This window comes from Janibacter indicus (assembly GCF_900176385.1).
Taxonomy (GTDB): Bacteria; Actinomycetota; Actinomycetes; order Actinomycetales; family Dermatophilaceae; genus Janibacter; species Janibacter indicus.
This window is the reverse complement of sequence record NZ_FWXN01000002.1, coordinates 262227-287362: the sequence shown is the minus strand read 5'-3', so window position 1 is coordinate 287362 and position 25136 is coordinate 262227. Positions and strand designations below refer to the sequence as shown.

Genomic DNA, 25136 nt, shown 5'->3' with positions numbered 1-25136 from the left:
GAGGCTCACCCGAGGTGGTGCACCGGGGCCAGCGCGTGGACCGGGGTGTCGAGGCCCTCGTAGCGCGCCTTGAGCTGGAGCGCCAGGTAGAGCGAGTAGTGCCGCGACTGGTGCAGGTTGCCGCCGTGGAACCACAGGTTCTCCTGCTGCGTCGGCTTCCACATGTTGCGCTGCTCGCCCTCCCACGGCCCGGGGTCCTTGGTCGTCTCGGAGCCGAGGCCCCACACCTTGCCGACCTTGTCCGCCACCTCTTGGCTGATGAGGTCGGCGGCCCAGCCGTTCATCGAGCCGTAGCCCGTCGCGTAGACGACGAGATCGGCCTCGAGCTCGGTGCCGTCGGCGAGGACCACCGCGTCCTCGGTGAGGTGGTCGAGCTGGCCCTTGACGAGCTTGACGCTGCCGTCAGCGACGAGCTCGGCCGCGCCGACGTCGATGTAGTAGCCGGACCCGCGACGTAGGTACTTGAGGAAGAGCCCCGAGCCGTCGTCACCGAAGTCGAGGTCGAAGCCGGCCGCCTCGAGCCGCGCGTAGAAGTCGGCGTCGACCTGCTTCATCTTGTCGTAGAGCGGGATCTGGAACTCGTGCATGATCCGGTACGGCAACGAGGCGAAGACGAGATCGGCCTTCTCCGTCGTCATGCCGGCGGCGAGCGCCCGCTCGGAGTAGAGGTCGCCGAGACCGATCTCCATGAGGCTGGCGCTCTTGACGATGTGCGTCGACGAGCGCTGCACCATCGTCACGTCGGCTCCGTGCTCCCACAGCGCGCCGCAGATGTCGAAGGCGGAGTTGTTGGACCCGATGACGACGACCTTCTTGCCGGCGTAGGCGTCCGGGCCGGGATGCCCGGACGAGTGGTGCTGCTCGCCGCGGAAGATGTCCTGCCCCGGGACGACCGGCACGTTGGGCTTGCCGGACATGCCGGTGGCCAGGACGAGCTGGGTCGGCCGGAGGGTCATCGGCGTGCCGTCACGCTCGATCTCGACGGTCCACTCCCCCTTCGCCTCGTCGTAGCTGGCGCTCTTGACCGTCGTGGAGCCCCAGTAGGGCACCTCCATGATCTTCGTGTAGCTCTCCAGCCAATCGCCGATCTTGTCCTTCGGGGCGAAGACCGGCCAGTTGTCGGGGAACTTCAGGTACGGCAGGTGGTCGTACCAGACCGGGTCGTGCAGGCAGAGGGACTTGTAGCGCTGTCGCCACTGGTCACCGGGTCGCTCGTTGCGGTCGAGCACGAGCGAGGGCACCCCGAGCTGGCGCAGCCGGGCGCCGAGGGCGATGCCGCCCTGCCCGCCGCCGACGAAGAGGACGTAGGGCTGGGTGCTCACACCCATCGCCGCGTCCTCGGCCTCGCGCTTCTCCTTCCAGCTGAGGCGCTGGGGGTCGACCCCGTGCTCGGCCCCCTTCGGCCGGTACTCGCCGCGCGGCTCCTCGTGGCCCTTGAGCTCGTAGAGGGTGGTGAGGAAGGTCCAGGCGCGGTCCTCGCCGTCCTCGGTGACGAGCCGGGCGAGCCCGCGGCCGCGGCCGACCGCGGTCTCGAAGGTGAACCAGGCGGTGATCACCCCGTCCTCCTCGGTGGCCTCCTCGGAGAGGGCGAAGCTGCGAGCCGCGGTCGCACGCGCCGTGCTCTCGAGCAGCTCGCTCACCCCCTCCCGGTGCTCGACGGTGACGAGGTTCCACGAGAAGGCGACGAGATCTCGCCAATAGCTCTCGGTGGCGAAGAGATCTGCGGCCGCCGCCACGTCCTGCGCCGTGAGGGCCGCCTCGAGGGCACCGAACCAGGCCGTTGCCCGCTCGGTCGCCGTCGTCGTCTGCTGCTCGGTCATCTGGGTCACGATCCGCTCCTTTGCGTTGTACCGTGACCCACACAACTCCGGCAGCGGCGCCGGGCGACAGGGTTGCATGACGTTGCATCCCTCCCGCTCCCCCCGCCGTCGGGTGAGGAGCGAGCCATGGACCCGAGCGAGCGGGAGCGTGCGCGGCAGCGCGACGCCCACCTCGGCGCGCGCTCGAAGGGCGATCCCCCCGGCCGCGCGGACGTCATCGCGTCGTGGCGAAGGGTGAGCGCCGCGGGGGTCGACCCCGGCGGACGGCCCCGCATCGCGCCCCTCGATGAGGCCGAGGTGCAGCGCCGCCGCACCCACCACGGGCTCGACCGCATCACCTCCGAGCTCACCCCCTACCTCCAGTCGGTCGTCGACGGCGGCCACCTCGTCGTCGTCACCGACGCCGACGGGCACGTGCTGTGGCGGATGGGCCGCCCTGGGGTGCGCCGCTTCGCCGACGACCTCGGCTTCGTCCCCGGCTCCGAGTGGACCGAGGGCAATGTCGGGACCAATGCCATCGGCACCGCCCTCGTCCTCGGCGAACCGGTGCACATCCAGGGCTCGGAGCACTTCGTCGAGTCACACGCCCGGTGGGGGTGCTCCGCCGCTCCGCTGCGCGACCCGTGGACCGACGAGGTCGTCGGGGTCGTCGACATCAGCGGTCCGCGCACGGCGATGCACCCGAGCGTGCTCGCGACCGCGGCCATGGCCTCCCGGCTCGCCTCGATGGAGCTGCTCGAGCGGCACCGCCGCTCCCTCGAGGAGCTGCGCACCGGGTCGGGCCACGTCCTCACCCGCGTCAGCAGCCCTGCCGCCGTCGTCGACCGCGCCGGGCACGTCGCCGCGACCTCCGGCCTGCTGACCCAGCGGCGGGTCGCCCTTCCCGACGACCTCCAGCCCGGCGTCGTCCACCTCGCCGGGCTCGGCGACGTCGTCGTCGAGCCGTTGCCCGGCGGCTGGCTGCTGCGCGGCGGGCCCGCCGAGGGCCCGCTCGCGCCGCGGGCCGTGCTCGACCTCACCGCCGAGCCGAGCATCGAGGTGGTCGCCGAGTCCGGCGCGTGGACACGGCGGCTCACACCCCGCCACGCCGAGCTGCTCCTCGCGCTCGTCGGCGCGGGCGACACGGGGCTGAACGCCGCGGCCCTCGCCGACGAGGTCTTCGCCGACCCGAGCCGGGTCGTCACGGTCCGCGCCGAGATGTCCCGGCTGCGGCGGGTACTCGGCGGGCTGCTGCTCGCGCGCCCCTACCGAGTCGCCCCGACCGTCGACCTCGAGGTCCGGTGGCCGGCGAGCGGGACGCAGTTGCTGCCCGGAGCCAGCGCCCCCGTCGTCATCCGTGCGCGGGGGGCTCTGGCGCGGGCGTAGGGTGACGCGGTGCGTCGCCTCCGGGGCCTGCTGGCCGACACCCGTCCCCTGCAGGTGCCGGCATACCGGCGACTCTTCACCGCCCAGATCGTCACGGTCATCGGTGCACAGCTGACCGTCGTCACGGTGCCCGCCCAGATCTACTCGATGACCGGCTCGAGCGCCTACGTCGGGCTGACCGGCATCTTCGGGCTCGTGCCGCTCGTCGTCTTCGGGCTCTACGGCGGGTCACTGGCCGACCACTTCGACCGGCGTCGGATCCTCACCGTGACGACGTGGGGCCTGATCATCACCTCGGCCCTGTTCTTCGTGCAGGCCGCGCTCGGCAACACCAATGTCTGGCTGCTGCTCGCCATCTTTTCCCTGCAGCAGGCCTTCTTCGCGGTCAACCAGCCGACCCGGTCGGCGGTCCTGCCACGCATCGTGCCGGCCGAGCTCCTCCCTTCGGCCAACACGCTCAACATGACGGTCTTCACCGGCGGTGCCATCGCCGGCCCGCTCGTCGGTGGCGCGCTCATCCCCGTGCTCGGCTTCTCCTGGCTCTACCTCGCCGACACGATCTGCCTCTTCGCGACCCTGTGGGCGGTCATCTCGCTACCGCCGCTGCCGGTCGAGGCGGTCGCCGGGTCGACCCCGGGGCTGCGGTCGGTGCTCGACGGATTCGTCTACCTCGCCGGGCACCCGGTGCTGCTCATGTCCTTCGTCGTCGACCTCATCGCGATGATCTTCGGCATGCCGCGAGCGCTCATCCCCGAGATGGCGCACCTCGACTTCGGCGGACCGGTCGACGGTGGGCTGGCCTTCGCGGTGCTCTTCGCCGCCATGCCCGCCGGCGCCTTCCTCGGCGGGGTGATGTCCGGGTGGGTCTCGCGGGTGGAGCGGCACGGCCTGGCCGTCATCGTCGCGATCCTCGTGTGGGGTGGCGCGATCACCGGCTTCGGCATCGCGGTCGCCCTCGCCGACGGGTCGGCCGGCCTCTGGCTCGCGGTCGCCGTCGTCTTCTTCGCGGCCGGTGGCGCGGCCGACGTCGCCTCCGCGGCCTTCCGCTCGACGATGCTGCAGAGCTCGGCCACCGATGCGATGCGCGGCCGGCTCCAGGGCGTCTTCATCGTCGTCGTCGCCGGCGGTCCGCGCGTCGCCGACGTGCTCCACGGGCTCGTCGCCGGGCAGATCGGCGCGGCCACGACGACCATCGTCGGTGGCCTCCTCGTCATCGTCCTGACGCTGCTCGCCTCGGCGCTCGTGCCGGCCTTCGCGAAGTACCGGGTGCCGCGGGCCTGAGGGGTCTCGAGGCTCGCAAGCTCGCACCTCGACCAGCGGAAAGGACGGCTCGCAAGCTCGCACCTCGACCAGCGGAAAGGACGGCTCGCAAGCTCGCACCTCGACCAGCGGAAGGGGGACGGCTCGCAAGCTCGCACCTCGACCAGCGCAAGGGGGACGGCTCGCAAGCTCGCACCTCGACCAGCGGAAGGGGGACGGCTCGACCAACGGCGGGGACAACCCTGACCATTGCCTGACCGGACCTTCATGCGTGGACCACGTTGCAGGGCAGGCTGGTTCACGAAGGGGGGCTGCTGGGTTCACCCGGCGTCGACAGGCTGCAGGTCATGACCCTGAGTCGACGCCACGTCCTCGCCGGCGGCATCGCCGCCGGCGCCACCACGATCGCCATCTCCCCCGCCTCGGCGGCCCCGCTCCTCACCGCTGCGGGACCGGTGCGGACCTCCCCCTTCGCCCTGGGTGTCGCCTCGGGCGACCCGACGCCCACCGGCGTCGTCCTGTGGACCCGTCTGGCGGTCGACCCGCTGGCCCCCGACGGCAAGGGCGGCATGCCGAGCCGCGACATCACGGTCCAGTGGGAGGTCGCCGACAACGACCGGATGCACCGCCCCGTCGCCCGGGGCGCCGTCCGCGCCCGCACCGCCGACGCGCACAGCGTGCACGTCGAGGTCGAGGGCCTGCGGTCCGGCCGCGAGTACTGGTACCGCTTCCGCGTCGACGGCCACCTCAGCCCCGTCGGCCGCACCCGCACCGCCCCGCGACGCGACGAGATGCCGGCGACGCTCGCGATGTCCGCGGCCAGCTGCGCCAACTGGGAGGCCGGCTTCTTCACCGCCTACCGCTACCTCGCCGACGACGCGCCGGACCTCGTGCTGCACCTGGGCGACTACCAGTACGAGGGCAAGGGCACCACCAACCCGGCCGCGCCGCGGGTCCACGCGGGCAGCGAGACCGTGACGCTCGAGGGGTACCGCCTGCGTCACGCGCAGTACAAGACCGACCCCGACCTGCAGACCGCCCACGCGATCGCCCCGTGGCTCGTCGTCTGGGACGACCACGAGGTCGACAACAACTGGGCCGCCGGTGTCCCCCAGGACGCCAAGGCCCCGGAGTGGAACGACACCCCCGAGCGCTTCCTCGCCCGGCGGGCCAATGCCTTCAAGGCCTACTACGAGAACATGCCGCTGCGCCGCTCCTCGATCCCCCGCGGCTCCGACATGCAGATCTACCGGCGCCTCGGGTGGGGCCGGCTGGCGAGCTTCCACATGCTCGACACGCGCCAGTACCGCGACGACCAGGCCTGCGACGACGGGTGGGACACCAACTGCGCCGGCGCACTCGACCCGAGCCGCACGATCACCGGCTCCGCTCAGGAGCAGTGGCTGCGAGAGGGCTTCTCCCGCAGCGGTGCTCGCTGGGACTTCCTCGGCCAGCAGGTCTTCTTCGCGCAGCGTGACGGCAAGGTCGAGCAGGAGCTGCTCCACACGAGCAATGACGCGTGGGACGGCTACGTCGGCTCGCGCGACCGCGTTACCCGCGCGTGGATGGACGCCGGCGTGCGCAACCCCGTCGTGCTCACCGGTGACGTCCACAAGCACTGGGCCGCCGACGTCAAGACCGACTACGCCGACCCCGACGCACCTGTCGTCGGCACCGAGCTCGTCGCGTCGTCGATCACCTCCGGCGGCAACGGCAATGCCGCGTGGTCGGACCCGATCATGGAGTGGAACCCGCACCTGCGCTTCTCCGGCGACCTGCGCGGGTACCTGCGCACGACGGTCACCCCGGACGGGCTGCGGGCCGACTTCCGCTCGGTCGACCGGGTGACGACCCGCGGCGGGGCCGTGGCGACCCAGGCGAGCTTCGAGGTCGCGGACGGGCAGCGGGGGCTGCGGCCCGTGGGGTGAGTCGCAAGGGGTGAGCCGTGGGGAGCGGGCGAAGGGAGGCCTCGCCGCACATCAAGCCGAAGTCCGTCGCGACGACGTGAGCGTCCCGGGGACGCAGGGACTTCGGCGGGCGGCGGGGTCTCCCTTCGTCCGTCCGGGTCTCGAGGCTCCTTCGTCGCACCGCCCACGCGGAGCGTGGGACCCCAGACCAACGGACTGGAGGTCTCGAGGCTCCTTCGTCGCACCGCCCACGCGGAGCGTGGGACCCAGACCAACGGACTGGAGGCCTCGAGGCTCCTTCGTCGCACCGCCCACGCGGAGCGTGGGACCCAGACCAGCGGACTGGAGGTCTCGAGGCTCCTTCGTCGCACCTCGACCGGCGAGGGGGGTAGCATCTACTACGTCATGTCGTATTCATCGACGTAGTAGAAGGAACCTGGATGGACGTCCTCGACCTCGCACGGTGGCAGTTCGCGATCACCACCGTCTACCACTTCTTCTTCGTGCCGATCACGATCGGGCTGTCCGCGATCGTCGCCTGGTACCACTCGCGGTGGATCCGCACGCGCGACGAGGGCCACCTGCGGATGGCGAAGTTCCTCGGCAAGCTCTTCACGATCAACTTCGCCCTCGGCCTGGTCACCGGCATCGTCCAGGAGTTCCAGTTCGGGATGAACTGGAGCAGCTACAGCCGCTTCGTCGGTGACATCTTCGGCGCGCCGTTAGCCCTCGAGGCGCTACTCGCCTTCTTCCTCGAGTCGACCTTCCTCGGCCTGTGGATCTTCGGCTGGGGCCGCATCCCCGAGCGTCTGCACGCGGCCTGCATGTGGATCGTGCACGTCGGCACCCTGCTGTCGGCGTACTTCATCCTTGCGGCCAACTCCTTCATGCAGCACCCCGTCGGCTACCGGATCAACCCCGAGACCGGTCGGGCCGAGATGGCCGACTTCGTCGCGATCCTCACCAACGAGGTCCAGCTCGTCGCCTTCCCCCACGTCATCACCGCCTGCTACCTCGTCGGCGGCGCCCTGGTCATGGCCGTGGGGCTGCACAAGCTGCGCCGGACCGTGACGAAGGGGGGACCCGACGCCGACCGCAGGATGTACCGACACGCGGCGCGGCTCGGTGCCGTCGTCGTCCTGCTCGGCGGCCTCGGCGTGGCGATCAGTGGCGACCTCCAGGGCAAGGTCATGACCGAGGTCCAGCCGATGAAGATGGCCGCGGCAGAAGCCCTCTACGACACCCCGCCCGAGGGCGAGTGCGCGCCCTTCTCCGTCCTGACCGTCGCCGGCCTCGGCGGCGAGGACCCCAAGCACGTCATCGAGATCCCGTGCCTGCTCTCCTTCCTCGGCACCGGGAGCTTCGACGGTGAGGTCCGGGGCATCGCCGACCTCGAGGCCGAGTACCGCGAGAGCTTCGGCGACGACGAGCTGACGCAGGCCGAGACCTACATCCCGCCGATCGCCATGACCTACTGGAACTTCCGCCTGATGATGACCACCGGCTTCTTCGCCATGGCCGTCGGCGCCTGGGCGCTGTGGGCCACGCGCAAGGACCGCGTGCCGATGCAGCGCTGGGTCTTCCCGATCATCGTGCTCACCCCGATCGCCACCGTCCTCGGGCACAGCTTCGGCTGGATCTTCACCGAGGTCGGGCGCCAGCCGTGGGTCGTCTTCGGCGAGATGGCCACGCACACCGCCGTCTCCCCTTCGGTCGGTGCCGCCGACGTGTGGACGTCGATGATCGTCTTCACCCTGCTCTACGGAGGCCTGGCCGTCGTCGAGGTCCGCCTCCTCCTCGCCTACATCCGCAAGGGCGCCGAGCCCTTCGAGCAGCCACGTCTCGTCGAGGACGACCAGCCGCTCGAGTTCGCCTACTGACCGGGAGCACTGACATGGATCTCATCACCATCTGGTTCGTCCTGCTGGCGGTCCTGTGGACCGGTTACCTCGTCACCGAGGGCTTCGACTTCGGTGTCGGGATGCTCCTGCCCGTGCTCGACAAGGGTTCCGGCGCCGGCGATCTCGAGGCTCGGCCGCGGACGGCCTCGCACCTCGATCAACGTGGGGGCGACAAGGGAGGCGAGGAGCGGGAGACGCGGCGGCGCACGATGCTCACGACCATCGGCCCCCACTGGGACGGCAACGAGGTGTGGCTGCTCACCGCGGGCGGCGCGACCTTCGCCGCCTTCCCGCACTGGTACGCGACGATGTTCTCCGGCATGTACCTCGCGCTGCTGCTCCTGCTCGTCACGCTCATCCTGCGCAACATGGGGCTGGAGTACCGGCACAAGCGGCACGACCGTGAGTGGGTGCGCCGCTGGGACCTGGCGATCGTCGCCGGCTCCTTCGTCGCCCCCTTCCTCGTCGGCGTCGCCCTGACCAACCTCGTCGCCGGCCTGCCGATGACCGAGCACATGATGGGCAGCACGGCCTACACCGAGTTCGACGGCAACCTGCTCAGCTTGCTCACGCCGGTCGCGATCCTCGGCGGCCTCACCGTCACGGCCGCCTGCCTGACGCACGGCGCCCACTTCCTCGCGCTGAAGACCACCGGCGACATCCGCACCCGGGCCCGGTCGGTCGCCACCCGCGCCGGCCTGGTCACCGCGGTGCTCGCCGTCGCGCTCTTCGTCTGGCTCGGCACCCAGCGCGGCACGACCGCCGCGTGGGTCGCGATGGCCCTCGCCGCCGTCGCGCTGCTCGCCGCCATCGCCGCCAACACGAAGGGGAGGGAGGGCTGGGCCTTCGTCGGCACCTCCGTGACGATCGGCCTGACGGTCGTCGCCTACTTCCTCATGCTGACGCCCAATGCCATCAACGGTCGCGGCGACAGCCCCGACCTGACCCTCGAGGCCGCGGCCAGCTCGCCGATGACCCTGACGATCATGACGTGGGCCGCCGTCGTCTTCACGCCGATCATGCTCGCCTACACGGTGTGGACCTACTGGGTCTTCCGCCGTCGACTGTCCGTCGAGCACATGCCGGTCCGCGAGCAGGCCGGCGCGGAGGCGCACTGACATGAGGCCCTTCGACCCACGCATCCTGCGGGTGGTCCCGGCCACCCGCAGGCCGGTGGCGGCGCTGGCCGGCATCGGCATCGTGCAGGGCGTCGCGACGATCGCGACGGCCTTCGCCCTCGCCTCGCTCGTCGTCGCGGTGGTGCGTGGGTCCGACCTCACCGGGCCCGCGCTGTGGACCGGCGGGCTCTTCGCGGCCCGTGCCGTGCTCGGGGCGCTCTCCGAGACGGTGGCGGCGCGGGCCGGCGCCACCGTGGCGACGGGGCTGCGCGAGCAGCTGCTCGCGGCCTGGTCACGGCGACCGACGGACCAGCGTGACGTCACGGACGAGGCCGGGGAGTCCCCCTTCGTCCGGGGCCGCTCGCGGGCACTCACCCTCGCGACGCAGGGCACGAGCGCCGTCGAGCCCTATGTCGCGAAGTACCTGCCCGCCCTCGTCTCCGCCGCGGTCGTGCCGGCGCTCGCCATCGCCTGCCTCGCCGTCGTCGACTGGCCGAGCGCGGCGATCGTCGTCGGCACGGTGTGGCTGCTCCCGCTCTTCGCGGCGCTCATCGGCGCGACGACGCAGGAGGACACCGAGCGCAGGTGGGGCGCGCTGACGGACCTGTCGGGGCACTTCCTCGACGTCGTGCGCGGGCTGCCGACGCTCGTGGTCTACGGCCGCGCCGAGCGGCAGGTCGACACGATCGGCGAGGTGAGCCAGCGGCACCGACGGGCCACGATGCGCACGCTGCGGCTGGCCTTCATGTCGGCCGCGGCGCTGGAGCTGCTCGCGACGATCTCGGTCGCCATCGTCGCCGTCGCCGTCGGGCTGCGCCTGACCCACGGCTCGATGGACCTGCTCGTCGGGCTCACTGCGATCCTCCTCGCGCCCGAGGCCTACTGGCCGATCCGACGGGTCGGGACCGAGTTCCACTCCGCCGCCGACGGTGCCGCGGCCCTCGACGCCATCCTCGCCGAGCTCGACAGTCCGCATTGCCCTACGGCAATGCAGGCTGGAGGGGGCGCGAGTCCGCATTGCCGTACGGCAATGCGGAGTGAAGGGGGCGGGGCCGAGGAGGTCGTCACCGTCACCGGGGTCGACTACACCCACCCCGGGGCGAAGGGGGCGACCCTCACCGGTGTCGACCTCGTCGCCGGCCCCGGGCTCACGGTCGTCACCGGACCGTCCGGCTGCGGCAAGACGACGCTGCTCGAGCTCGTCGCCGGCATCCGCCGACCGGACAGCGGCCGGGTCAGCGCCCCACTCGTCCACCTCGTGACCCAGCGCCCCTTCCTCGGCGCCGGGACCCTGCGCGACAACCTCACCATCGGCGGCCCGCACGAGTCCCACGACCTGTGGGAGGCGCTGCGCGAGGTCGGCCTCGACGGCACCGTCGCCGGGCTGCCCGACGGGCTCGACACGCGGATCGGCGACGACGGCTTCGGCCTGTCGGCCGGTCAGCGTGCCCGGCTGGTCCTGGCACGGGCCCTCCTCTCCCCCGAGGCCGTCGTCCTCCTCGACGAGGTCACCGCCCACGTCGACGCCGACTCTGCCGCGACGATCGGCGAGGTCGTCGAGCGCCTCGCCCGCACCCGCACCGTCATCGCGGTGACCCACCAGAGCGATCTCGTCGCCCGCGCCGACGCGCACCTCGCCCTGCGCCAGCCGGAGGTGGCCCGATGAAGCTCCTGCACCTGAGCCGAGGGCTCGTCGTCGCCGGCCTGCTCGGCGGCGTCGCGACCGCGTCGGGCATTGCCCTGACGACGACCTCCGGCTGGCTCATCGTCCGGGCCGACCAGCGACCCCAGATCATGCTGCTGCTCACGGCGATCGTCGCGGTGCGCACCTTTGGTCTCGCCCGGCCGGTCTTCCGCTACTGGGAGCGGCTGCGCAGCCACGATGCCGCGCTCGCCGACCTCGCCGAGGCCCGCACCGCCACCTATGCCGCGCTCATCCCCCTGACGCCAGCGCGGCTCGGGCGACGGGGCCGCACCGAGGTGCTCACCGGGGTCGTCGACGACCTCACCGACGTCGTCGAGGCCTCGGTGCGGGTCACCGTGCCGGCCCTGACAGCGCTCGTCGCCGGCGTCCTCGCCGCGGCCCTCACGGCTCTCGTCGACCCGCGAGTCGGCCTCGTGCTCGCGGCGATGCTCCTCGCCGTCGCCGGCGTCGCGTGGCTCGCCGACCGGCTCGAGTCGCGCGCTCAGACCCGCGTGCTCGACGCCCGCGCCGAGGTCTCGCGCGTCGCCGAGCTCATCGCCACGCACGCTGACGAGCTGCGCGCGGTCGGTGGCACCGAGACGGCAGCCGGCTGGTTGCGCGAGGCGCACACCGAGCTGCGAGTGAGCGTCGCCCGGCAGGCGTGGGGCCGATCCCTCTCCGCCGCAGCGGTGCTCGTCATCACGGGCATCGCGACGCTGGCCGCCGCGGGGCTCGCCACGACCTCGGGCGCCAGCACCCCGGTCCAGGCACTGCTCGTCCTCGCCCCGGTCGCGACCGGCGAAGCCCTCGGCGTACTCACCGACGCCACCCGCGCGCTGGCGCGGGCACGTGCCTGCGCCGCGCGACTCGACGAGCTGCTCGACCAGGAGCCGGCGGTCGCGACTCCCCAGGGCCCGGTACCGCCGGCCGTGCAGGACCCCACCGTCCTGCCGAGCTCGGGTGCGGCACAGGGCGTGCGGGCCCCGCGGCTCGAGCTGCGCGGGCTCACCGCCGGATGGGTCCCCGGCCGCACCGACCTGGGGCCGGTCGACCTCGTCGTCGAACCCGGCGAGCACCTCGCGGTCACCGGGCCCAACGGCGCCGGCAAGTCCACCCTGCTGGCCGTCCTCGCCCGCCACCTCGACCCCACCGCCGGCACCTACACCGTGGACGACCGCGACGTCACGACGACCGAGCTCGCCGACATCCGCTCCCACATCGCCGTCGTCGACGACGAGCCCCACGTCTTCGCCGGCACCCTGCGCGCCAACCTCGTCCTCGCCGCTCCGGAGGCGGACGACGAGGCGCTCGTCGACTCCCTTCGTCGGGCGGGGCTCGGCACGTGGCTCGACGCCCTCCCCGAGGGCCTCGACACGCGACTCGGCGCCGACGGTCGTGGCATCTCCGGAGGCGAGCGCGCCCGCCTGGCCATCGCCCGCGCCATCGCCAGCCAGCGACCGGTGATCCTCCTCGACGAGCCCGTCGCCCACCTCGACCACCCGACCGCCGACGCGGTCATCGCCGACCTGCTGCAGCACGCCGGCGGGCGGTCGGTGATCATGGTGACCCACCACGGCGTCGGCCTCGATCGTCTCGACCGCACCGTCACCATCACCAGGGAAGGAGCCCACCATGGCCAAGAACGCGTCCCTCGGTGACCTCGAGCAGGCGATCATGGACGTCCTGTGGTCCAGCGACGCCGACCACGGCCTCACCGTCCGCGAGGTCCTCGACGGCCTCACCGGTCGCGACCTCGCCTACACGACCGTCATGACGGTCCTCTCCCGCCTCGAGGCGAAGGGGGTGACCACCCGTGAGCGGGACGGCCGCGCTTGGCGCTACCGCCCAGCCGCCAGCCGCGAGTCCCTCACCGCCGAGGCCATGCGCAGCCCGCTGCACGACCTGAGCGGCGCCGAGCGACAGGCGGCGATCCTGCACTTCCTCGCGGAGGCGAGTCCCGACGACCTGGCCGCCGTCCGCGAGGCGATGGCCGCGGTCGAGGCCCAGGGCGATCGCCCCGCACGGCGACGCGGTCGGGGTGCGGCACACTCACGAGGGTGATCGCCGCCCTGCTGCTGCTCTGCGCAGCGGCACTCCTCGCCGCCCCGCGCCTGCTCGTGCGCGTCGAGCGGCTGCGCACGAGCCCCCGGGCGGCGCTCCTGGTGTGGCAGTCGCTCTCCCTGTCGGCCGTGCTCTGCCTGCTCACGGCCGCCCCGCTCGCCCTCGTCCACCCACAGCCCTGGCCGGCGCCCGTCGAGGTCGCGATCCTCGTCGTCGCCGCCATCGCGTCCGTCGGCGTGCTCGTGCGGCTCCTCGTCAACGGGCACAACGTCGGCACCCGGATCCGCGCCTCCCGCGACGAGCACCGTCGCCTCGTCGACCTCGTGGGGCGGCACGAGGGCGACCACACCCGCGTGTTGCCCTCCCAGGAGCTCTCGGCCTACTGCGTCCCGGGCGCGGGGTCGCGTCTGGTCATCACCGAAGCGGCCCTGGCGGCCCTGCCCGACGAGCAGCTCGCCGCCGTCGTCGCCCACGAGGAGGCCCACCTGCGGGAGCGGCACGACCTCGTGCTCGAGTTCTTCACCGTGCTGCACACCGCCACGCCGCGCCTGCTGCGCACCGACGCCGCCCTGCGTGAGGTCGCGCTGCTCGTCGAGGTGCTCGCCGACCGCGCGGCACGCGACGAGGTCGGCGAGGTCGCGCTCGGGCGAGCCCTCGTCGCACTCGCCGAGGCCACGGGTGAGGACCTCACCCCCGGGGCATCGGTCGGCGCCGGCGCGGCCGCGGCACGGATCCGCCTGCTCGTCGCCGACGACCCGGCCCCGTGGCAGACGCTCGTGCTCTACGGCATCTGCGTGGCGTCCTTCGTCACCCCGCCGGTGCTCGCGGTCACGGTGGCCCTCTGAGCGGGGCTCACGCCTCGCCGCGACGGACCGGCTGCCACCGGGTCGGGCCCTGGTTGTCCTGCTGCGGCGGCCCCCAGGTGCCGCCGGTTGACGGCGGCGGCGGGGGCGGCACCGGCCGCGGGCCGGTCGTCTCGTCCGGGTCGCTCGCCGGCCACGTCCGCTCCGGCTGACCGGCCACCCCACTGCCCGCCACGCCGTCGCCACCCGGGCCCCCGCCCGCAGCAGCGGGCGGGGCCGGCGGGGGCATCGTCGACGCCGGCAGCGCCTGGTCGCGCGGCTGGCTGAGGAAGTCGCCGTGCCGGCCGGCCCGCTCCGGCGGAGGCGTCGGGATGCCGTCGGACCCCCCTTCGCGCTGCGGGGCCTGGGGAGCACCTGCCGGCGCCCCACCAGTCGTGTGGAGCGTGAAGTCGCGGATCGCACCGCGCTGCTCGAGGGCGGTCAGCGCACCCAGCAGCCGGTGCTGGGTCGCCTCGTCGACCGGCCGCCCGGTCGCCGCGAGATAGGCCAGGACCCCGAGGTCGCGGTAGTGCTTGTCGATCTCGCCGAGGTCCTTGCTCGCCGTCGCACGGTCGAAGGCGTCGTCGGTGCGCCCGGCGAGGTTGTCATAGCCAGCGCGTGCTCGCTCGAAGAAGCTCATCGATCGTCCTTGCCTCGGGGGGTGGCAACAAGGCCAGCAGGGGGTCAACACCCTAGAGGGCTCACGCGGATGGCTCTACAGTTGCGTCCAGACGGCGCCGCAGGGGGCGCCCCACCCGAAGGGCTCGCACACCATGCCGATCCACGGTTCTCTCTTCCAGGACTTCCGCGAGGAGTCCTCGACCGACCAGTTCTCGCTGCAGAACAAGAAGCTGCTCAAGATCCAGATGGGCCACGGCCCCGTCATGGCCCGGACCGGCTCGATTGTCGCCTACCAGGGTGACATCCGCTTCGAGAACAAGGGCTCGGGCGGCGTCGGCAAGTTCCTCAAGCAGGCCACGACGGGCGAGGGCGTCAAGATGATGACGTGCACCGGTCAGGGCGAGCTCTTCGTCGCCAACGAGGCGCAGGACATCCTGGTGATCTACCTGGAAAACGACATGATCTCCGTCAACGGCAACAGCATCCTCGCCTTCAGCGCCTCGATCGACTGGGACATCCACCGCATCCAGGCACGCGGCGCCGCGATGACCGGCGGCCTCTACAACGTCACCCTCCGCGGCAGCGGCTACGTGGCCCTGACGACGAAGGGAGAGCCCGTCGCCCTCGACGTCGCGAGCGCCCCGACCTTCGGCGACGCGCAGGCCGTCGTCATGTGGACCGGCGGCGTCCGGATGGACATCAAGGTCGACACCGGCGGGCTGAAGTCGATGGTCCGCGGAGGGACCGGCGAGACCTTCCAGATGGCCTTCGGCGGGCAGGGCTACGTCCTCGTCCAGCCCGCGGAGTCGGTGACCGACGGCGGCCACCAGGGCTCCGGCGGCAGCAGCGGCGGGCTGAGCGACCTCCTCGGTGGCTGACCGGGTGCGGCGCTGGCCGGCGGCGCTCGGCGGTCTCGCCGCCGGCTCCGTCGGCCTGCTGCTCGTGGTCGGCGCGGTCGGTGTCGCGGAGTCGGTGCTCGCCGGCGGGCAGACGCATGAGTGGTGCGAGGAGCTCACCGACGACCCGACGGTCACCGTGCGTGAGCGGTGCGTCCGCGAGCGCGACAACCGCAATCTCGTCGCGCCCGACGAGCACCTCGTGGAGTTCTACTACAGCGACACCGGGGGCGTGCGCTTCGAGCCGCACCCGTGGCCACTGTCCGGCGAGGTCGACGTGGAGTTCGGCGATGGGTCGGTCACCCTGCGCAACGACGCGGGGATGACGACGACCTACCCCGACGAGGTCTTCCGCGACGCTCGCTGAGGGCGCCGCGGGCTCTGGCCCCCGGCGTCAGCGCACGACGACGGTCGACCCGACGGGCATGAGGTCCTCGTCCCAGATCATGTCCATCGCCGGGTTGCTCACCCGGGCGCAGCCGTGCGAGGCGGGATAGGCCGGGATCGAGCCGGACCCGTGGACGGCGTAGCCGCCGTAGAAGTAGCGCGGGCTGTAGAGCGTGCCGAGCGGCGCCACCTCCGCCCCGCGGAAGGTGCGCCCGACCCGGAAGGTCCCCGTCGGCGTCACGGCGACCGCCGGCTGCCCGCGGGAGATGTAGGTCTCGCCGGAGGCGGTGCTGGTGTTGATGACGTGCGTGATGCTGCCCCCGCGCACGACCACGAGCACCTGGCGCTCGAGGTCGATCTCGACGCGGTTGGCCGGACCGCTGGGCAGCGGCGGCAGGGTGCCCTCGGCGAGCGCGTCCAGGGTCTTGCGTCCGGCGACCCCGTCGCGGGTGAGGCCCGCGGACTTCTGCAGGGCCATGACGGCCTGCTCGGTCAGGTGCCCGTAGGTGCCGTCGGGGGTGCCCAGCCAGTAGCCGGCAGCGTTGAGGTCGCGCTGCAGGGCGCGCACGGCCCGACCCTCGTCACCCGGACGAAGGGGGCGACTCGCCGCCGTCGTCGCCGGCGCCGTGGTCGTGGGTGTCGTCGTCGTGGGTGTCGTCGTCGTGCTCGACGACGTCGACGGCGTGCTGCTCGTGGTCGAACCACTCGAGCTCGACGACGTCGCGGCGGTCGGTTCCCCCGTCGGCGCCGCCTGGGTGCCGCAGCCTGCGAGCGCCGCCCCTGCCATCAGCGCCACCAGCGCTGCCCGTCCCTGAGTCATGGAAGTGTCCCCTGATCGTGCGGCCGGCCGCCCCCTGCGGCCGGTCCTCGTCATTGTGGACGTCCGGGAGCGCTGTCCGGTTGCGTCCTGACCAGGAGTGACCGAGACGTGACCTGCGGGTGCGGCGGCGAGGCCCCGGCGAGCATGCGACACAATCGGTGACATGACTGACCTCCCCACCGCCGGCGACTCCGGCTGGAGCGACCCGGACACGCTCGGTGCGATCCCGCCCGTCGTGGCGGTCACCTACTGCGGTCACTGCGGCAAGTCCGCCACCAAGGGCAACCACGTGCTGTGCCACGAGGAGCTCGCCGCGCACGCCCCGACCTTCTGCACCACCTGCCGCCGCACGCTCACGGTGACGACCGAGGGCACGACGTGGACCGCCGTGTGCAAGAAGCACGGCGAGACGAGCGGGACAGCCCGGGCCGACTGAGTCGGCTCGCGGGGCCCCGGGGAGCTCTCCCCCTTCCTGCCCGACGCGACCCGCCCTATGTTGGTCACAGCATCAGGGACAGGGCAGCACGATGATCAGCGAAGGCATGGATGTTGCCCGGGGGCGACAGATATCGGTCCTCCTGCACGGCCAGGGCCAGCGCCTGTCAGCGCTGTCATCCGAGGGCTCCGGTCTGCTGCGAGCACTGGAGCAGGTGTGGGAGGGTCCCGACAGCGAGATTTTTGCCCGCGACTGGTCGGTCGCGGAGCGGCAGGCCCACGTCTGCAGCGACCGGTTGACCACCTTTGCCGACCTGCTGCGCAGGCAGGCAGACGAGCAGGAAGGCGCCTCGGAGGGCGAAGGGCTGATCCCGCGATCCAGCCCCGTGGACCGGGCCGGCGCACAGGACGGCGAAGGGGGCGGCGGACCCAAGCAGAAGCCCGACCCCAAGGGCATGGACGACACGCCACCCGAGGAGCGCATCGACGGACCCCTCTTCACCGGCGAGGAGGGCGAGCCGCAGATCCAGCCCACCGACGTGCAGCAGGGCAGCCTGGCCGACTGCTGGTTCATCACCTCGATGCAGACGGTCGCCGCTTCCAACCCCGACCTCATCGAGAAGAACGTCACGGACAACGGCGACGGCACCTACACGGTCACGCTCTACGAGGACGGCGAACCGGTCGAATACGTCGTCACACCGGACTTCCCCGCCACCAACGGCGACCCGGAGTTCGCCGACAACCCCGGCGAGCGCGAGCTGTGGCCGCTGCTCTACGAAAAGGCGATGGCCCAGCACATGGGCGGCAGCTGGGAGGACATGGAGTACGACACCGCTGAGCGGGGTATCGAGGCGATCACCGGTCAGGAGGCCGACACCGAGGGCACCGGCAGCGGCTTCCTCGGGCTGAACCCGCCCCCTTCGTCCGATGAGATCCGCGACATCCTCGACAACGACGGGCAGGTGGCCCTGTCCTCTCACGACGACGCGGGCGACCGGCCGGCCTATCAAGGGGAGGACGGCATCGTCACCGACCACATCTACTGGGTGTCCGAGGTCAAGGACGACGGCACGCTCGTGCTCGTCAACCCGCACGACCCGAGCGAGCCGGCACACGAGATGTCGTACGACGAGTACCGCGAGAACTTCACCCACATCACGACCTCCCAACCGTGACGCCGGGACGAGCCGGACGAGGAGATGACATGACTGACGACGTGGTCCTGCGGCAGAACCTGCCGACCAAGGTCGAGGGGGCCCGCCTCATCGCCTACAACATCGCACCGGAGTCGGCTGTGCTGAGCAACGACGGGGCACGGTCGATGATCCACCCCGACGACGTCGTTTCCGTCGCAGGCCTGGCCTACGCCGTGCACGAGCTCGCGCCCCACGACGACGCACGCCCCGAGCACCGCCCCAACGGCTGGGTGCGCCTTCGCCAGGTGCGTCCATGAGTGCCCGCAGTCGGGTGGTGGTCGCGGTGTGCGCGCTCACCGCCCTCGCCGGGTGCGGTGCCAACCAGCCCGACCCCGTGGCCGACGCGACGCAGCTGCGGCAGAACATCCCGACGCGGGTCCAGGACCATCGGGTCATCGCTTACAACATGGACGACGAGTCCGCGGTCATGTCGGTGGACTCCGAGACCTCCGAGGTCACCGTCGGCAGCACCGTGAGGCTCGGCGAACAGGAGTACGAAGTCGTCCAGATCGTCCCCGACAGCGGCCACGGCGACGGCCCCGACGGATGGGTGTCGATCCGCGAGCAGTGAGCCGGCTCAGCAGGTCGCGTCGCCGAGGAGGTCGGTGAGGGTCTGCCGAAGGGAGGCCACCTGCAGCCGTTGCGCTCGAGGTGGGCGAGGCGGTCGCCGCCTCCGACGCCCTGATCGTCGTCACGCCCGAGTACAACGGCACCCTCTCGAGCGTCGTCAAGAACACCATCGACTGGGCCTCGCGCCCCCGCGAGGCCGCATCCATCCACGGCAAGCAGGCCATCGTCCTGGCCGCCTCGGGCGCTCCCTACGGTGCCGAGTGGGCCCGCAAGGACGCCGTCCGCTCCCTGCAGATCGCCGGCGCGGACGTCGTCGAGGACACCTTCGGCATCGGCGCCTCCTACGAGGCCTTCGCCGAGGGCCGCCTCGTCGACGGCGAGGCCGACGCCGCACTGCAGGCGCTCGTCGCGCGCCTCGGTGCCCCCGTCGCCGCCTGACCCACCTCCCTTCGAGGCGTTCGCTGCGCGACCTCCTCAGGGAGCGCGTGACACGAAGGGGGTCGATCTCCAGCCGGAGGCCGACCCCCTTCGCCGTGCCTGAAGACGGAGAGCGGACGGGGAGGACTGCGGGTTTTGCACGAAGGAGGAGGAAGTGCAAAACTGCACTCCGTGACCGAAAGTGCAACCACGCGGGCAGGCAGCCGTCGCTCCGCGATCATCACCGCCGCGCAGCGGCTGGCCGTGGACTGCGGCTACGCGGGCTTCACGGTCGAGGACCTCGCCCGCGCCGTCGGCGTCTCCCGCCGCACGCTCTTCAACCACGTCTCCTCCAAGGAGGAGGCCGTCCTCGGCCTGCTCCCCGTCCTCACCGACGAGCAGGCCGCGACCCTGCGCTCGGGCGGACCGACCGGACACCTCGTCGACGACGTGCTCACCGTCGTCCTCGACTGCCTGCACGCCGACGACGGGACACCCGCCGACTTCGAGCAGCTGCACGACGTCAGCGAGCGCAACCCCGAGCTCTTCGTGCGGGTCAAGACCCACGTCGAGGAGCTCGGCGAGCAGCTCGTGACCCACCTGTCGGCCCGGGACGACGCCGACGACTCCCGCTCACGCATGGCTCTGGCGATCGTCGGCGGCATCGTCCAGCACTCCGTCGTCCAGTGCATCGCCACCCCCAGCCTCGGCCCGCTGTCCGACCGGGCCCGCGCCAACCTGACCACCGCCCGGGAGATCCTCGCCGACCCGGCGTGACCCCCCTTCGTCCTGCCCGTCCCACCCGACCCGCACCACCGGCCCCGACGACGCGGTCGCCCACCCTCAACGCCCCGAAAGGCACCCCATGGCCCACGCCCTCTACCGGCTCGGACGCCTCGCGCACCGACGCTGGCCCGCCTTCCTCATCGGCTGGCTCGTCGTCCTCGTCGCGATCGGCGGCGCGGCCGCGACGATGTCGCAGCCGATGAGCGACAAGTTCTCCATCCCCGGGATCGAGTCCGAGCAGGCGCAGAACCTGCAGCAGGAGCTCTTCCCGCAGACCCAGGACGCCTTCGACCAGGCCACCGGCACCGTCGTCGTCCAGGCACCCGAGGGCGAAAAGCTCTCCGACCCGGCCAACTCCGCCGCCGTCGACGACCTGCTCGCCGAGCTGCGCGAGGCCCCGCAGGTCGGTGACCCCGAGCAGTTCGTCAACCCGGTCACCGCGGCCGCCGGACTCGAGCGCCAGATGCTCGCCGAGGCGAAGAAGAACGGCCAGCCGCAGGCGGTGGCCGAGACCAACGCCGCCGCGCTCTCCCCGCTCACCGAGGACGGGCGCACCGGCCTGATCCAGTGGAACTTCGACGTCGACACCGTGACCGACGTCGAGCAGTCCAGCCGTGACGCGGTCACCGAGGCCGTCGACGACGCGCGCGACGCCGGCCTGACCGCCGAGGTCACCGGCACCGGCATGCAGGGCACCCCCGAGATGGGCATGACCAGCGAGCTCATCGGCATCGCCGTCGCGCTGCTCGTCCTCGTCCTGACCTTCGGCTCGCTCGTCGCCGCGGGCCTGCCGATCCTCACCGCCCTCGTCGGCGTCGGCACCGGCATCCTCGGCATCACCGCCGCGACCGCCTTCTTCGACCTCGGCACGACGACCCCGATCCTCGCCTCGATGCTCGGCCTCGCCGTCGGCATCGACTACGCCCTCTTCATCCTCTCCCGCTACCGGACCGAACTGCGGCACACGGACGACCGCCAGCACGCCATCGGCCTGGCCGTCGGGCGCGCCGGCTCCGCGGTCGTCTTCGCCGGCCTGACGGTGATCATCGCCCTCGCCGCCCTCGCCGTCGTGCAGATCCCCTTCCTCACCGCGATGGGTCTGGCCGCGGCGGGGACCGTCCTCGTCGCCGTCCTCGTGGCGCTCACCCTGCTCCCCGCGATCGTCGGCGCCCTCGGGACCCGGGCCTTCGCCGGACAGATCCGCAAGAACAAGGTCGTCGACGAGGGCGAGCACGTCGACAACGGCGGCACCCGCTGGGCGCGCGCCATCGGTGCGCACCCGATCATCGCCGCCCTCGTCGCGGTCCTCGCGCTCGGCGCCCTCGCCGTGCCGGCCAAGGACCTCCACCTCGCCCTGCCGAGCGACTCGACCGCCGCGGCGGACACCTCGCAGCGTCGGGCGGCCGACCTCATCGCCGACGGCTTCGGCGTCGGCCAGGAGGCCCGCATGGTCGTCGTCGTCGACGGCCGTGACCTCGAGGACCCGCGTCAGGCCCCGGCGGCCTACGGCCAGGTCGTCGAGTGGCTGAGCGGCTTCGACGGCGTCGCCAACGCGCAGGTCGTCGGCATGAACGAGGAGGGCACCGGCGCCCAGCTGCTCGTCACCCCGAAGACCGGCGCTGCCGACGAGGCCACCGAGACCCTGCTCACCGACATCCGCGCGGGTCAGGGCCAGCAGGAGGAGATAACCGGCACCACGATCGGCGTCACCGGCCTGACCGCGATCCAGACCGACGTGTCCGAAAAGCTCCAAAACGCGCTGCTGCCCTACCTCGGCGTCGTCGTCGGGCTGGCCTTCGTGCTGCTCATGCTCGTCTTCCGCTCGCTGCTCGTGCCGCTCACCGCGACGCTCGGCTTCGTGCTCTCGACGCTCGGCACGGTCGGCGCGACGGTCCTGATCTTCCAGGAGGGGGCCCTCGGCCTCGTCGACGGCGCCCCGCTCGTGAGCTTCCTGCCGATCCTGATGATCGGCATCGTCTTCGGGCTCGCGATGGACTACCAGGTCTTCCTCGTCACCCGGATGCGTGAGGCCTACGTCCACGGCGACACCGCCCGCGAGGCCGTCGTCGACGGCTTCCGCCACGGCGCCCGGGTCGTCACCGCCGCCGCGCTCATCATGATCTCGGTCTTCGCCGCCTTCATGCTGCAGCCGGACAACCTCATCAAGTCGATGGGCTTCGCCCTCGCCGCGGCCGTCCTGCTCGACGCCTTCGTCGTGCGGATGACGCTCATCCCGGCGCTCATGTACCTCATGGGCGACGCGGCGTGGTCGATGCCGCGGTGGCTGGACAGGCTCCTGCCCAATGTCGACGTCGAAGGGGAGGCCCTCACCCAGCTCACGTCCGCGGCCCGGACCGAGGACCGGCCCGTGGAGGAGCCCGCCGCGGCGAGGTGACCTCCCTTCGCCTCGCGGCCACGGAAGCGGCCGGCCCGACAGCTCGTCGGACCGGCCGCTTCGGCAACCCCGGAGGTTAGGATCGCGGCAACGGCAGCCGGGATCGGCAGGCCGATGGCTCGGCAAGGGGTGAGCAGCAGTGGAGCGCACGCGCGTGGCCGTCATGGGGGCGGGCAGCATCGGCACCTACTTCGGCGGGTGGCTGGCCGCCGCGGCCGATGTGACGCTCATCGGCCGGGCGCCGAACGTCGACGCCATCACCCGCGACGGCCTGACCGTCACCGACCTCGCCGGGCGCACCCGCACGGTGCCCCCCGAGACGCTCACGCTCGCGACCGAGCCGAGTGCCGTCGTCGGCGCCGACTACGTGCTCCTCACGACCAAGACCCACGGCCTGGCCGCCGCGACCCAGCAGATCGCGCCCTACCTCCAGCACGACTCGGTCGTCATCTCCCTGCAAAACGGCCTGCGCAATGCGAGCGCGATCGACGAGGCGCTTGCCGGTGCCTTCCCCAGCCGGGCCTCCCGACCGCTCGTGCTCTCGGGCATGGTCCCCTTCAACGTCGTGCGCACCGCCGAGACGCACTGGACCCAGACGACGAGCGGGCGGCCGGTGGTCAAGGACCACCCGCGCGTCGACCCCTTCGTCCGGGTCGCGCAGGGCGGCGGGCTGCGCGTCGAGGTCGACCCCGACATGCGGGCGGTGCTCTTCGGCAAGCTCCTGCTCAACCTCAACAACGCGGTCAACGCGCTGACCGGCCTGCCCCTCGCCGTCGAGCTGCGCGACCGTGACTGCCGGACCGTCCTGGCCGCCTGCCAGGACGAGGCGCTGGCCCTCGCCCGGCGAATCGGGATCTCCCCCGCGCGGATGACCCCGCTGCCGGCCGCCGCGATGCCGGCCCTGCTGCGCTCCCCCACGCCCGTCTTCAGCAACCTTGCTCGCGCCTCGCTCAAGGTCGCGCCGACGGCCCGCTCCTCCATGGCCGACGACCTCGATGCCGGTCGGCCGACCGAGATCGACGAGTTGCAGGGGGCCGTCGTGCAGCTCGGGGCCGACCACGGGTCGGCGGCCCCGGTGTGCGCCCGGATCGTCGAGCTCGTCCGCGAGGCCGAGGCGAGCGGCCCCGACCGTCGGCGCTGGAGCGGTGCCCAGCTGCGGGCGGCCGTGGGCCTGTGAGCGTCGAGACCACGCTCGACGAGCTCGCCCTGCCGCGGGTCGTCCTCGTCACGGGCGCCGGCAGCACCGGGCCCGAGCACGCCGCTGCCACCGCGGCCCTGGCCGTGCTCCTCGCCGACGCCGGTCGCGATGTGGGCATCGCCGTCCCGGTCGTCACGGCGACGGGCGAGGGGGACGGCGAGGTCATCACGCGGCTGAGCGGCCGGTCGGCGCAGGAGTGGCAGCGCCTGCACGACGCCCTCCCCCCGGTCGCGGCCGCCGAGCGGGCCGGGGTCAGCCTTCCGCCGGCGGTCAAGCACGCGCTGCGTGCCGCCGGCACCGAGCACGACGCCCTGCTCCTCCACGGCGCCCACGGTCTGCTCGTGCCCCTCGACGCCCGCGGCGGGACGCTCGCGGACGTGGGCACCGCCCTTCGCTACAAGGGGGTCTCCACGGGGATCGTCCTCGTCACCGACCTGGCCGCCACCGCTCTCAACCACGTCGCGCTCGCCGCCGAGGCTCTCGGCCGGCGCGACCTGCCGGTCGTGGGGGTCGTCGTCACCGGGGTCGGCACGGAGGGCGCTCTCGAGCGGGCACACCTGCAGTCGCTCCCGCGCCTGGCCGGCGCCCCGCTGCTCGCCCTCGTACCTGCCGGGGCCGCCGACCTCGACGCGGCCACGCTCTCCTCACAGGCCCCCGCATGGTTCTCCCCAGACGACTGGTGGACGATGTCGTCATGACCTACCGGATCACCGTCGTGTGCACGGGCAACATCTGCCGCTCGCCGATGGCGGAGTGGGTGCTGCGTGAGCGCTTCGAGGCGGCCGGGCTCGGCGACCGGGTCGCGGTCGACTCCGCCGGCACCACCGCGTGGGAGGAGGGCCACCCCGCCGACCCGCGGACCATCGCGGCGATGCACCGCCACGGCCACACCGGCGACTACGCGCAGCACCGCGCCCGCGTCTTCGACAAGCGCTGGTTCGCCGACCGCGACCTCGTGCTCGCCGCCGACCACGGGCACTACACCGTGCTGCGGCGCCTCGCCGGGGTCCCCGAGGCCAAGGACCGCATCCGGATGATCCGCTCCTTCGACCCCGCCGGCCTCAAGGGTGACGCCCTGGCCATCGACGACCCCTGGTACGGCGACGACTCCGACTTCGACCGCACCTACGCGGAGATCACCGGCGCCGCCGACGGCATCGTCGACCACGTGCGCGGGCAGCTCGAGGCATGAGCAACGGGCGCCGACTCCCCTGAGAGTCGACGCCCGTCACGTGGGTGGGGCGCTGGTCAGGCGCCGAGCCGGTGCCCGTCAGGCACCGTTGGTGGCGGTCAGGCCCGCCTTGACCGAGCAGACCGGCCAAGCGCCTGGGCCCTGGCCCTCGAGGACCTTCTGGGCGATCTCGACCTGCTGCTCCGGCGTGGCCTGGGCGGCGCGGCGGGTGGTGCTGTGACGGGTGGTGGCCATGGTGATGACTCCTCCTCCTCGTCTCGTG

25 protein-coding genes and 1 pseudogene are annotated in these 25136 nt (G+C 72.3%); 22 read left to right on the top strand and 4 right to left on the bottom strand.

Features of this window, described 5'->3' with window-relative positions; translation table 11 throughout:
• Nucleotides 1–5: 5 nt before the first annotated feature.
• Complete coding sequence (locus B9B60_RS03215; protein ID WP_143445419.1) at nt 6–1820, bottom strand: flavin-containing monooxygenase; 1815 nt, start codon at nt 1818–1820, stop codon at nt 6–8.
• Nucleotides 1821–1946: 126 nt separating this feature from the next.
• Here B9B60_RS03215 and B9B60_RS03210 point away from each other — a divergent pair, with 126 nt between their 5' ends.
• From B9B60_RS03210 to B9B60_RS03165, 9 genes are all read left to right on the top strand, one after another.
• Nucleotides 1947–3185: a GAF domain-containing protein gene (locus B9B60_RS03210; RefSeq protein WP_084449828.1), complete on the top strand. Its 1239-nt coding sequence runs from the start codon at nt 1947–1949 to the stop codon at nt 3183–3185.
• A 9-nt stretch (nt 3186–3194) separates the two neighbouring features.
• On the top strand, nt 3195–4466 hold the full coding sequence (locus tag B9B60_RS03205) for an MFS transporter (RefSeq protein ID WP_084449827.1): 1272 nt from the start codon (nt 3195–3197) through the stop codon (nt 4464–4466).
• 326 nt (nt 4467–4792) lie between these two features.
• Nucleotides 4793–6373, top strand: a complete 1581-nt coding sequence (locus B9B60_RS03200) for an alkaline phosphatase D family protein (protein WP_084449826.1) — start codon at nt 4793–4795, stop codon at nt 6371–6373.
• A gap of 419 nt (nt 6374–6792) precedes the next feature.
• Nucleotides 6793–8232, top strand: coding sequence for a cytochrome ubiquinol oxidase subunit I (locus B9B60_RS03190; protein WP_084449824.1), 1440 nt, complete (start codon nt 6793–6795; stop codon nt 8230–8232).
• A gap of 14 nt (nt 8233–8246) precedes the next feature.
• Complete coding sequence (gene cydB, locus B9B60_RS03185) at nt 8247–9371, top strand: cytochrome d ubiquinol oxidase subunit II (RefSeq protein WP_084449823.1); 1125 nt, start codon at nt 8247–8249, stop codon at nt 9369–9371.
• 1 nt (nt 9372) lies between these two features.
• Entirely contained in the window at nt 9373–11037 is a 1665-nt protein-coding gene (cydD, locus tag B9B60_RS03180) for a thiol reductant ABC exporter subunit CydD (protein WP_084449822.1), read from the top strand.
• Complete coding sequence (gene cydC, locus B9B60_RS03175; protein ID WP_084449821.1) at nt 11034–12713, top strand: thiol reductant ABC exporter subunit CydC; 1680 nt, start codon at nt 11034–11036, stop codon at nt 12711–12713. The genes cydD and cydC overlap by 4 nt, the downstream gene beginning before the upstream one ends.
• Nucleotides 12688–13116 (top strand): BlaI/MecI/CopY family transcriptional regulator, encoded by a 429-nt coding sequence (locus tag B9B60_RS03170; protein WP_084449820.1) that lies wholly within the window; start codon nt 12688–12690, stop codon nt 13114–13116. Before cydC ends, B9B60_RS03170 begins: the two co-directional genes overlap by 26 nt.
• Nucleotides 13113–13961, top strand: a complete 849-nt coding sequence (locus B9B60_RS03165) for a M56 family metallopeptidase (protein WP_084449819.1) — start codon at nt 13113–13115, stop codon at nt 13959–13961. The genes B9B60_RS03170 and B9B60_RS03165 overlap by 4 nt, the downstream gene beginning before the upstream one ends.
• Nucleotides 13962–13968: 7 nt before the next feature.
• On the opposite strand, the gene B9B60_RS03160 is transcribed toward B9B60_RS03165, so the two are convergent.
• Nucleotides 13969–14598, bottom strand: a complete 630-nt coding sequence (locus B9B60_RS03160; protein ID WP_084449818.1) for a hypothetical protein — start codon at nt 14596–14598, stop codon at nt 13969–13971.
• A 133-nt stretch (nt 14599–14731) separates the two neighbouring features.
• Here B9B60_RS03160 and B9B60_RS03155 point away from each other — a divergent pair, with 133 nt between their 5' ends.
• Nucleotides 14732–15457, top strand: a complete 726-nt coding sequence (locus tag B9B60_RS03155; protein ID WP_084449817.1) for an AIM24 family protein — start codon at nt 14732–14734, stop codon at nt 15455–15457.
• Entirely contained in the window at nt 15450–15842 is a 393-nt protein-coding gene (locus B9B60_RS03150; RefSeq protein ID WP_084449816.1) for a hypothetical protein, read from the top strand. Before B9B60_RS03155 ends, B9B60_RS03150 begins: the two co-directional genes overlap by 8 nt.
• Nucleotides 15843–15869: 27 nt before the next feature.
• Here the strand turns inward: B9B60_RS03150 and B9B60_RS03145 are convergent, their stop codons facing one another.
• Entirely contained in the window at nt 15870–16430 is a 561-nt protein-coding gene (locus B9B60_RS03145; RefSeq protein ID WP_084449815.1) for a L,D-transpeptidase family protein, read from the bottom strand.
• Between the two features lie 64 nt (nt 16431–16494).
• Here B9B60_RS03145 and B9B60_RS17100 point away from each other — a divergent pair, with 64 nt between their 5' ends.
• The 11 genes and pseudogenes from B9B60_RS17100 to B9B60_RS03090 all read left to right on the top strand — a co-directional run bounded on the left by B9B60_RS17100 (nt 16495) and on the right by B9B60_RS03090 (nt 24874).
• Nucleotides 16495–16677, top strand: coding sequence for a hypothetical protein (locus B9B60_RS17100; protein WP_159451141.1), 183 nt, complete (start codon nt 16495–16497; stop codon nt 16675–16677).
• A 168-nt stretch (nt 16678–16845) separates the two neighbouring features.
• Entirely contained in the window at nt 16846–17118 is a 273-nt protein-coding gene (gene bsaP, locus B9B60_RS03135; RefSeq protein WP_084449813.1) for a biotin synthase auxiliary protein BsaP, read from the top strand.
• A 106-nt stretch (nt 17119–17224) separates the two neighbouring features.
• Complete coding sequence (locus tag B9B60_RS03130) at nt 17225–18295, top strand: C2 family cysteine protease (protein WP_159451140.1); 1071 nt, start codon at nt 17225–17227, stop codon at nt 18293–18295.
• A gap of 29 nt (nt 18296–18324) precedes the next feature.
• The gene (locus tag B9B60_RS03125; protein WP_084449811.1) at nt 18325–18573 is read left to right on the top strand and encodes a hypothetical protein; all 249 of its coding nucleotides are present in this window, start codon (nt 18325–18327) and stop codon (nt 18571–18573) included.
• The gene (locus B9B60_RS03120; protein WP_143445410.1) at nt 18570–18887 is read left to right on the top strand and encodes a hypothetical protein; all 318 of its coding nucleotides are present in this window, start codon (nt 18570–18572) and stop codon (nt 18885–18887) included. Before B9B60_RS03125 ends, B9B60_RS03120 begins: the two co-directional genes overlap by 4 nt.
• Nucleotides 18888–18961: 74 nt before the next feature.
• Nucleotides 18962–19324, top strand: a pseudogene (locus tag B9B60_RS03115) (NADPH-dependent FMN reductase); the annotation flags it as partial.
• A 171-nt stretch (nt 19325–19495) separates the two neighbouring features.
• Nucleotides 19496–20080, top strand: a complete 585-nt coding sequence (locus B9B60_RS03110) for a TetR/AcrR family transcriptional regulator (protein ID WP_143445409.1) — start codon at nt 19496–19498, stop codon at nt 20078–20080.
• Between the two features lie 88 nt (nt 20081–20168).
• The gene (locus B9B60_RS03105) at nt 20169–22484 is read left to right on the top strand and encodes an MMPL family transporter (RefSeq protein WP_084449808.1); all 2316 of its coding nucleotides are present in this window, start codon (nt 20169–20171) and stop codon (nt 22482–22484) included.
• A 139-nt stretch (nt 22485–22623) separates the two neighbouring features.
• On the top strand, nt 22624–23661 hold the full coding sequence (locus tag B9B60_RS03100) for a 2-dehydropantoate 2-reductase (protein ID WP_200811137.1): 1038 nt from the start codon (nt 22624–22626) through the stop codon (nt 23659–23661).
• Nucleotides 23658–24380, top strand: a complete 723-nt coding sequence (gene bioD, locus B9B60_RS03095; RefSeq protein ID WP_159451139.1) for an ATP-dependent dethiobiotin synthetase BioD — start codon at nt 23658–23660, stop codon at nt 24378–24380. The genes B9B60_RS03100 and bioD overlap by 4 nt, the downstream gene beginning before the upstream one ends.
• Nucleotides 24377–24874: a low molecular weight protein-tyrosine-phosphatase gene (locus B9B60_RS03090; RefSeq protein WP_084449905.1), complete on the top strand. Its 498-nt coding sequence runs from the start codon at nt 24377–24379 to the stop codon at nt 24872–24874. Before bioD ends, B9B60_RS03090 begins: the two co-directional genes overlap by 4 nt.
• A 78-nt stretch (nt 24875–24952) precedes the next feature.
• Here B9B60_RS03090 and B9B60_RS16775 read toward each other — a convergent pair whose 3' ends face one another.
• Nucleotides 24953–25108: a transglycosylase family protein gene (locus tag B9B60_RS16775; RefSeq protein ID WP_200811136.1), complete on the bottom strand. Its 156-nt coding sequence runs from the start codon at nt 25106–25108 to the stop codon at nt 24953–24955.
• Nucleotides 25109–25136 lie beyond the last annotated feature (28 nt).